8 protein-coding genes and 1 rRNA gene are annotated in these 8,956 nt (G+C 36.3%); 2 read left to right on the forward strand and 7 right to left on the reverse strand.

The window, feature by feature from the left end; all coding sequences use genetic code 11:
- A 16S ribosomal RNA gene (locus NY607_RS23860) occupies positions 1-59 on the reverse strand; the annotation flags it as partial.
- 270 nt (positions 60-329) lie between these two features.
- On the reverse strand, positions 330-1,229 hold the full coding sequence (locus tag NY607_RS23865) for a DMT family transporter (RefSeq protein WP_237898538.1): 900 nt from the start codon (positions 1,227-1,229) through the stop codon (positions 330-332).
- Between the two features lie 132 nt (positions 1,230-1,361).
- Here NY607_RS23865 and NY607_RS23870 point away from each other — a divergent pair, with 132 nt between their 5' ends.
- Positions 1,362-2,084, forward strand: a complete 723-nt coding sequence (locus tag NY607_RS23870; protein WP_004233792.1) for an MgtC/SapB family protein — start codon at positions 1,362-1,364, stop codon at positions 2,082-2,084.
- 14 nt (positions 2,085-2,098) lie between these two features.
- A complete protein-coding gene (locus NY607_RS23875) occupies positions 2,099-3,082 on the forward strand; it encodes a cation diffusion facilitator family transporter (RefSeq protein ID WP_237898541.1) in 984 nt (327 codons plus the stop codon).
- 53 nt (positions 3,083-3,135) lie between these two features.
- Here the strand turns inward: NY607_RS23875 and NY607_RS23880 are convergent, their stop codons facing one another.
- The 5 genes from NY607_RS23880 to NY607_RS23900 all read right to left on the reverse strand — a co-directional run.
- Positions 3,136-3,831 carry a hypothetical protein gene (locus NY607_RS23880; protein ID WP_259420556.1) on the reverse strand — a complete coding sequence of 232 codons (696 nt, stop codon included), beginning with the start codon at positions 3,829-3,831 and terminating at the stop codon, positions 3,136-3,138.
- A 363-nt stretch (positions 3,832-4,194) separates the two neighbouring features.
- The gene (locus NY607_RS23885) at positions 4,195-5,358 is read right to left on the reverse strand and encodes an iron-containing alcohol dehydrogenase (protein ID WP_237898542.1); all 1,164 of its coding nucleotides are present in this window, start codon (positions 5,356-5,358) and stop codon (positions 4,195-4,197) included.
- A 364-nt stretch (positions 5,359-5,722) separates the two neighbouring features.
- Positions 5,723-6,967 carry a Glu/Leu/Phe/Val family dehydrogenase gene (locus NY607_RS23890; RefSeq protein WP_004233781.1) on the reverse strand — a complete coding sequence of 415 codons (1,245 nt, stop codon included), beginning with the start codon at positions 6,965-6,967 and terminating at the stop codon, positions 5,723-5,725.
- Positions 6,968-7,050: 83 nt separating this feature from the next.
- Complete coding sequence (locus NY607_RS23895; protein ID WP_004233780.1) at positions 7,051-8,244, reverse strand: ornithine--oxo-acid transaminase; 1,194 nt, start codon at positions 8,242-8,244, stop codon at positions 7,051-7,053.
- A gap of 250 nt (positions 8,245-8,494) precedes the next feature.
- A partial coding sequence (locus NY607_RS23900; protein WP_259420558.1) for an aldehyde dehydrogenase family protein occupies positions 8,495-8,956 on the reverse strand: 462 nt, incomplete at its 5' end.

Below are 8,956 nucleotides of genomic sequence, written 5' to 3' on the forward strand. Positions count from 1 at the left end.
TGCATGTATTAGGCACGCCGCCAGCGTTCGTCCTGAGCCAGGATCAAACTCTCCATAAAAGAAATTTGATTAGCTCAAATTGTTTTGCTGGCATCATGTTTGATGTCCAAAATTGTGTTTCGTTCACCAGTGAAACTAGCTACTTAAAACTTTATTGATTACGTTTTGCTTGTTCAGTTTTCAAGGTTCATTTTACCTAAGTCGTTTTCAGCGACTTTATTATCTTATCTCATTATCAACTAAAAGTCAACAACTTTTTTAAAACTTTATTTTTAAGTGTTCCTTCTTGTTAAGGACAAGTAATAATATATAATATAGCATTTTAAAAATCAAGCATTTTTCATAAAAAAATTAAAAATCTTTTTAATATCTATTACAAACAATAGAATTCCTGCTAATACAATCAATCCGCCGATGATTTGTGTCATGATTAAATACTCTTTAAATATCACCAAAGCTAAAAGAGCAGCTCCTACAGGCTCAAATAATATAGCAATTGAAACAACATTCGTACTAACATATTTAATTGACCAATTAAACAAAGTATGACCAAGTAAATTTGGTATTAATGCTAATAAGATAAACCATAACCAATCCATCGAAGAATATGGACCAAAGGATTCTCCTTTAACCATTACATAAATAAATAAAGTGATGGTACTTACAACATATACAACCATTGTATAGGTCACAAGTGATAATCTCTTACGTACATCCTGCCCTAATAGAAAATAAGCTGTCGCTAGTGCACAAGCAACGAGCGCAAGTACATCTCCATAAAAGGCTGTTCCACTTACTTTAAAATCGCCCCAACTAATTAAAACACTTCCTAGTATTGCAATTGAACCTGCTATGATTGTTTTCATCGTTATTTTCTCTTTAAAGAAAAAGGAAGTGCCCACAAACGCAAACAAAGGTTGTAGCGTTACTAAAACTGTTGAACTTGCTACTGAAGTATAGTTGAGTGATTCAAACCATAATATAAAATGAAAAGCTAAAAAAATCCCCGCAACTGAAGAAAATAACCAATCACGTCTTTTTAAAGTTGCTAACTCCTTTGTATATCCCCTTAAAAACCATGGCGCCATGATTAAAACGGAAAATAGCATGCGATAAAATGCTATAATTCCCGCTTCCGCAGATGCTAATTTCACAAAAATAGCTGACATCGATACTGAAATAACACCAATCACAATCGGGATGTATGGATGAATTTTTGGCTGCTCCAAAAAACCTCACCTTCCTAAAAAAATACTTATATGTCCTTACTTCATGTTGTACAATACAAAAAAGTGATGCACATATAATAATGACAGTTTGCATATCTCTTAGCAATACGAAATATCAATGGAGGGTTGTGTATGGAAACATTATTCGAAAATATGATTACATATGAAGTTGGCATAAAATTAGTTATTGCAGCCACATTAAGTTTAGTAATCGGTATCGAAAGGGAATTAAAGAAAAAACCAGTTGGATTAAAAACAAGTTTAGTTATTGCTACTTTCAGCTGCTTATTAACGATTATCTCCATTGAAACAGCCTACTCAACCCCCGCTAGAGAAGATATTAATATTACGATGGACCCTCTACGTTTAGCCGCACAAATTGTTAGTGGAATTGGCTTTCTTGGTGCAGGAGTCATTCTAAGACGCGGTAATGACAGCATTACGGGTTTAACAACCGCTGCTATGATCTGGGGAGCCGCTGGTATCGGTATTGCAGTTGGTGCAGGTTTTTACATGGATGCAACACTAGCTGTTGTGATCATTGTTTTTGGAATTGAAGTACTATCACCTTTTCTTATGAAAATCGGACCAAAGCGAATTCGTATGCGGGAAATTTTATTAAAAGTTCAAATTGATGATGACAACCATACAGAATCATTTCTTTTATTTTTAAAGGACAACAACATTATCATTGAAAATATACGCATTAAAGATGTGCACTTAAAAAACGATAGTGTTTTACATGAGTTAGATTTACGCCTTTCCTTAATCGTCTCGGATAATTTGTTGTCATTTTATCGTTCATTACGAGCACTATCTTATATAGAAAAAATCGAAATGGAAATTTTAAACTAGTTGGAGGATTTTTTATGGCAGAACTATTAAAACTACTAAAAGACGGTAACAAACCCTCTCTAATGGCTGCATGTGTAAATGCATTTTTAGGAATTATTAAAGGAATCGCCTTTTTCTTTACAGGTAACGTTGCGATGTTTGCAGAAATGATGCACTCTCTAGGCGATGCTGCAAACCAATTATTTGTATATATAGGTTCAGCACTCTCTAAAAAGGCACCTACAAAACAATTTCCCGGTGGCTTTGGTCGTATTGTCAATTTAGTATGCCTTTTTGCCGTAATAATTGTAGCTATCCTTTCTTATGAAACAATAAAGGAAGGTTGGCATCATTTTATTCATCCCGCAGGCGAGTCTAGCGGGATACTGATTGCCCTAGGGGTATTATTCATCGGGATTGTTTTAGAAGGGACAGTGCTAGCTAAAGCGGCTGCAGAAGTGTTACATGAAGCAGGTCAAGAAAAGGCAGGTATCGCAGCTATTCCCAAAGCCTTCTCATATTTGAATAGGGCAAAACCGGCAACAAAATTAGTTTTTATGGAAGATTTAGTTGCTACTGGGGGCAACTTCTTAGCCTTTGCTGCTATTTTAATTGCTTATTTTACAGGTTGGAGTCGAATAGAAGGTCTCGTTTCGATGATAATTGGGATCATGATGTTTTATGTAGTCGGTAAGGTGTTCCTCGATAATGCACGTGGCGTCATTGGCGAGACTGATGAAGAGATGTTAAACCATATTGCTCACCTTGTAATGGATGATCCGAATATTAAAGATATTGTGCGTCTTGAAGTAATTAAAGAAGGAGAGTTTTTACATGTAGAATTAGTAGCTGAAGCTGATCCGCTTTTATCGTTAGCCTTTTTAGATGATGTTCGTGATCATTTAACCGAGGTAATCCTAAGCCAAAAAGGAGTATCTAAAGTAGCTATATTATTCGACGAAGATGATGGGAAAACAAGCTGGATACATGTTGGTGAAAAACCAAACAACTCCATTTAATACTTTATAAAAACAAATAGCCAATTGCCGTATTTCAGGCAGTTGGCTATTTGTTAGACTAATTTTAAATTAGGAATATCCTCATAACCTACATAAACATGGTTTGTAATCATAAAAGTAAGTAATTTATTACAAGCAATCATTTGTCTTTTACCATTCTGCTGAATAACGATTTTTGAAAATAGTAAGGAGGCTTGACGATTAGCTAATGCATATTCTTCTGCATTGAGAATATTTCTGCCATCCACATGACAACCCAACACGAAATTTCCTAAAAAAGAATCCTTTAATACATTCGGATGCATGGATTGATAATGTACTTCAGCAATTGAATCTTCTATATTCATAAATTGATGGGCCACCAAATAATGTTTTAAAGCACCTTTTAAATCAATTGCAATAGCTGTATCTGCTAAAATTGTTCGATAATAAACAGGAACAATCTCAGCACCCCCCAAATACGGCTTAACTTCTACAACAATTTCTCCAGAAGGACGAACAAATAATTGTACAATTGCTTTATTTACACCATCCGAAAAAATAACATTCGTTCGCCCAAAACGCACGCTTTTAAAAAATATACTTTGATCAACAATGTATCCAGTGATAATTTTATCATTTTCAATTTGCAATGATTTCGCTTCAATCCCCAATACCTCTACACAATTTTGCATTTTATAAACATGTTGCTGAAATGGCATTTCTATACAACTTAATGTAACAATACGATCCTGTAGCAATTGTTTCAATATTTGATCCCTCTCCTCTTTGTTTAATATTGTAATTATTTTAGTAAAGGTGGCTGAACAACTTCTGAACATTGACACACGAATTGACTGATTACGACAAAAAACTATACTTTTCTGTCATTCCATAAATCACCTTATAGTAAAATAATCTATAATACAGGTTGAATGACTCAGCTAAAAACATGACTTTTCTCACTTAAAATAAAGAAAAATACATTTTTATTCCTTCTATTATGTATCTATTTTATTATATTGCAGGACTAAAGAAACTTCTACGACAAAATTCTACATTAATCGTTAATTTTTCTTAACCTTGCAATAAAAAAAGTATGAGGCTATAAGCATAGCCTCATACTTAAAGTATTAAAGAGAATTTCGTAAAATGGTTCTTACATCTTCCTCTTGCAATCGATTAAAGTTGCCAAAAGGGCCATTTTGCATAGCATGATCTACAATTTGCTGGAATTTCGAATCATCAATATCGTAATCTGCCAAACGACTAGGTGCCCCTAATGATGTCCAAAATGCAGATAAACGATCAATCCCCTCATAAGCAACCTCTTCTACTGTTTTGCCTGTTGCCTCGACTCCAAACACACGTGTTGCTATACCTGCAAAACGCTCAGGATTTACTGGTACATTTAAACGCATCCAATGCGGTTGAAGAATGGCTAAACCACCTGCATGTGGAATGTCATATACAGCAGATACAGCATGTTCAATATTATGAGATGCCCAATCCCCTCGTGAACCAATTGATAGAAATCCATTTAAACCAATTGTCCCTGCTAATAGAATGGTTTCGCGTAACTTCGTATTTTCTAGGTCCTCTAATAATTTTGGAGCTGTCGTAATAACTGTTCGCAATACCCCTTCACACATTTCATCTGTGATAGGAGTATTCGTTGTATTGTGGAAATATTGCTCAAATACATGCGACATCATATCCACTATTCCATACACAGTGTGATTTTTAGGTACAGTCACTGTATATGCTGGATTTAGTATTGAAAATTTCGGGAAGGCTGCTGGACTACCCCAACTTAGTTTTTCTTCTGTAGCAGCATTCGTTATCACAGATCCAGCATTCATTTCTGAGCCTGTAGCAGCAAGTGTTAATACCGTTCCTAGTGGTATAGCTTGTTCTACAATCACTTTACGTTTCACGATATCCCAAGCATCGCCATCATACTTAGCGCCAGCAACAATTAATTTAGAACAATCGATTACTGAACCACCACCAACAGCAAGAACTAAGTCAATTCCTTCAGTTTTGCATATCTCAATACCTCGTCTAGCTGTTTCTACTCGTGGATTTGGCTCTACACCACCTAATTCAAATACGGTTTTATCCGCCTGTTGTAATTTTTCTATAACAGCATCGTATACACCATTCGATTTAATACTTCCGCCACCATATACAACTAATACCTTGTTTCCAAATTGCTCTAATTCTTTCGGCAATTTTTCAAGTGCATCCTCACCAAAATGTAGTTTCACTGGGTTAAAAAAAGTAAATGAATCCATCTAATTCGCCCCTTTCTAGTTGGATTTTCTCATAATTACGCTAGAGAAAGCAAAGATTAAACGCTGTCAACACTTTGCTATTTCGAAAGCGTTTTTCAAACTGTTCAGATTTTGTTCAGGCAATAGTTGTATAGTACTATACATTACATAAAGTAAAAGGAACTTTTGCACATGCTTATTATTGTAATTGTTGTTGTAATCATAATTTCGAGCCTTTTTCTTCTAAGATTTTTTAAAATCAAAAAAATAAGGAACGAAAAAAAGATGCTATTAGAACAGCGTCTAGACCACCTTCTTCAATCGAATAAAATTCAAAAAAACGAGTCATCCGATTAAGGAAATGACTCGTTTTTTCATTTTTTGCTTAAACCCAACCACGGAAGCGAGAAGCTTCTGCAGTACGGCGAACACCTACCATGTAAGCTGCTAAGCGCATGTTGATGTTACGTGTTGTTGCTGTTGTATATACATTATCAAATGCTTCGACCATTTTTTTGTATAGACGTTCTTCCACTTCTTCTTCTGTCCAATAATAACCTTGGTTATTTTGCACCCATTCAAAGTAAGAAACTGTAACTCCACCTGCAGAGGCTAATACGTCTGGTACAAGTAAAATGCCACGCTCTGTTAAGATTTTAGTTGCTTCAGCTGTTGTTGGACCATTTGCTGCTTCTACTACGATATTTGCTTTCACATTATGTGCATTGTCAGCAGTAATTTGGTTTTCAATAGCAGCTGGTACTAAAATATCACAATCAAGCTCTAATAGTTCTTTGTTTGAAATTGTGTTTTCAAATAAAGTAGTTACTGTTCCGAAGCTATCGCGACGATCTAATAAATAGTCGATATCTAAACCTTCAGGATCATGAAGTGCACCATAAGCATCTGAAATACCGATTACTTTCGCACCTAAATCATGCATGAATTTCGCAAGGAAGCTTCCTGCGTTACCAAATCCTTGAATAACAACACGAGCACCTTTAATATCAATACCACGTTTTTTTGCTGCTTCTTCGATTACGATTGTAACACCTTGTGCAGTCGCACGGTCACGACCTTGAGAACCACCAAGTACTAGTGGCTTACCAGTGATGAAGCCTGGAGAGTTGAATTCATCCATGCGGCTATATTCATCCATCATCCATGCCATAATTTGTGCATTTGTAAATACGTCTGGCGCAGGAATATCTTTTGTTGGTCCTACGATTTGACTTACCGCACGAACATAGCCACGGCTTAAACGTTCGATTTCGCCCATTGACATTTGACGAGGATCACAAATGACACCGCCCTTACCACCGCCGTACGGTAGATCGACAATACCACATTTCAATGTCATCCACATTGAAAGCGCTTTAACTTCCTCCTCAGACACTTGTGGGTGGAAACGAACCCCACCTTTAGTTGGTCCTACAGCATCATTATGTTGTGCACGGTAACCAGTAAATACTTTTGTTGTACCATCATCCATTTTCACTGGGATACGTACTTGTAGCATGCGAAGCGGTTCTTTTAGTAATTCATACATTGCTTCATCATAGCCAAGTTTATTTAGAGCATCTTGAATGACATCTTGTGTTGATGTGAAAAGATTTAAGTTTTCAGACATTATTAAATCGCCTCTTTGTTTTTTTTAATGATAGTTATCGGCATCATTGTAACATACTTCCGAATTAAAATGTGAACATTTTGTTAAAGTTTAAATACTTTTTCAATTTGTTCAATTGACCAATCTAAATCCTCTTGAGAAATAACAAGTGGTGGGGCAAAACGAATTACTGTATCATGTGTTTCTTTACATAATAGACCTAATTCTTTAAGTTTTTCACAATATGGACGAGCTGCTTCTGTTAGCTCCATACCGATAAATAAACCACGACCACGTACTTCCTTAATAACTGGGTTGTTAATTTCTTTTAATTTACCTTTGAAGTATTCACCAAGTTCGTGTGAACGCTCTGCTAATTTTTCATCTAATAATACTTTAATAGATGCAATTGAAACTGCACAAGCTAAAGGATTACCTCCGAAAGTTGAACCATGTGAACCTGGGTTGAAAACACCTAAAATACTACGGTTTGCAGCCACACAAGAAATTGGGAATACGCCGCCACCTAGAGCTTTACCCAAGATATACATATCTGGTTCTACTTCTTCCCAATCACAAGCAAACATTTTACCTGTACGTGCTAAACCAGCTTGAATTTCATCAGCAATGAATAGTACATTATTTTCACGGCAAAGTTCACGAGCTGCTTTTAAGAAGCCTTCTGTTGGAATGACGATACCCGCTTCACCTTGAATCGGCTCAATTAAAAATGCAGCAGTGTTTGGTGTAATAGCAGCTTTTAAAGCTTCAAGATTACCATAATCTACTAATTTAACATTTGGTAGCATTGGACCAAAACCACGACGGTATTCTTCATCAGAAGATAAAGATACAGCTAGCATTGTACGACCATGGAAGTTACCATTACATGCAATAACTTCAGCTTTACCTTCTTCTACGCCTTTTACATCATAGGCCCAACGACGAGCTGCTTTAAACGCAGTTTCTACTGCTTCAGCACCAGTATTCATTGGTAATACCATTTCTTTATTTGTTAATTTCCCTACTAGCTCATACCATTCACCAAGGTTTTCACTGTAAAAAGCACGTGAAGTTAACGTTACTTTATCAGCTTGCTCTTTTAAAGCAGCGATAATTTTTGGGTGACGGTGTCCTTGGTTTACTGCTGAATAAGCAGATAACATATCTAAATATTTGTTACCTTCTGGATCTTTAACCCAAGCACCCTCAGCCTCTGAAATAACGATTGGCAGTGGATGATAGTTTGCTGCACCAAAATTTTGTGTTTGTTCAATAACTTGTTGAGTTTTTGTCATATCCTATTCTCTCCTTACTAATCATGTTGAAAAACTTTATAAAAGAAAGGGACTATGTATCACTATAAGTAGAATGATTAAGCATATAGCAACAATTCAAACGGTAAATTTGCTAACTTCTCCAAGGTAAACTACGTCATGAAAGTCTACGGTTTTAGCCAGGGTAGCGTTACCTGGAGAAGTGTCACAAATTCATTCAAAATGCCTCAATTTCTACCTACTTTGAACAGCCCTCACGTCAATGTGAAAATTAAAGCATTTCTGAAGTTGTTTTTGCTTGCATATGCAGTTGTAGGTAGTCTGGGCCACCTGCTTTTGAATCTGTACCTGACATGTTGAAGCCACCAAATGGTTGGTAACCAACGATTGCACCTGTACAGCCACGGTTGAAGTAAAGGTTTCCTACATGGAATTCTTCACGCGCTTTTTCTAGGTTCATGCGGTTTGTTGTGATAACAGCGCCTGTTAAACCGTATTCTGTATCGTTTGCAATTTCAATCGCATGGTCGAAATCTTTTGCTTTTGCAATGGCTACCACTGGTCCGAAGATTTCTTCTTTCATAATACGAGCTGAAGGATCTACGTCCGCGAACACAGTTGGTTGTACGAAGTAGCCAACTGAATCGTCTGCTGTACCACCAGCTACTAAACGACCTTCGCCTTTACCGATTTCAATGTACTCTGTAATTTTATTGAATGCTGCTTGGTCAAT

Origin of the sequence: Lysinibacillus sp. A4, from assembly GCF_024919535.1 — a bacterium.
In the GTDB taxonomy this organism is placed as follows: domain Bacteria; phylum Bacillota; class Bacilli; order Bacillales_A; family Planococcaceae; genus Lysinibacillus; species Lysinibacillus capsici.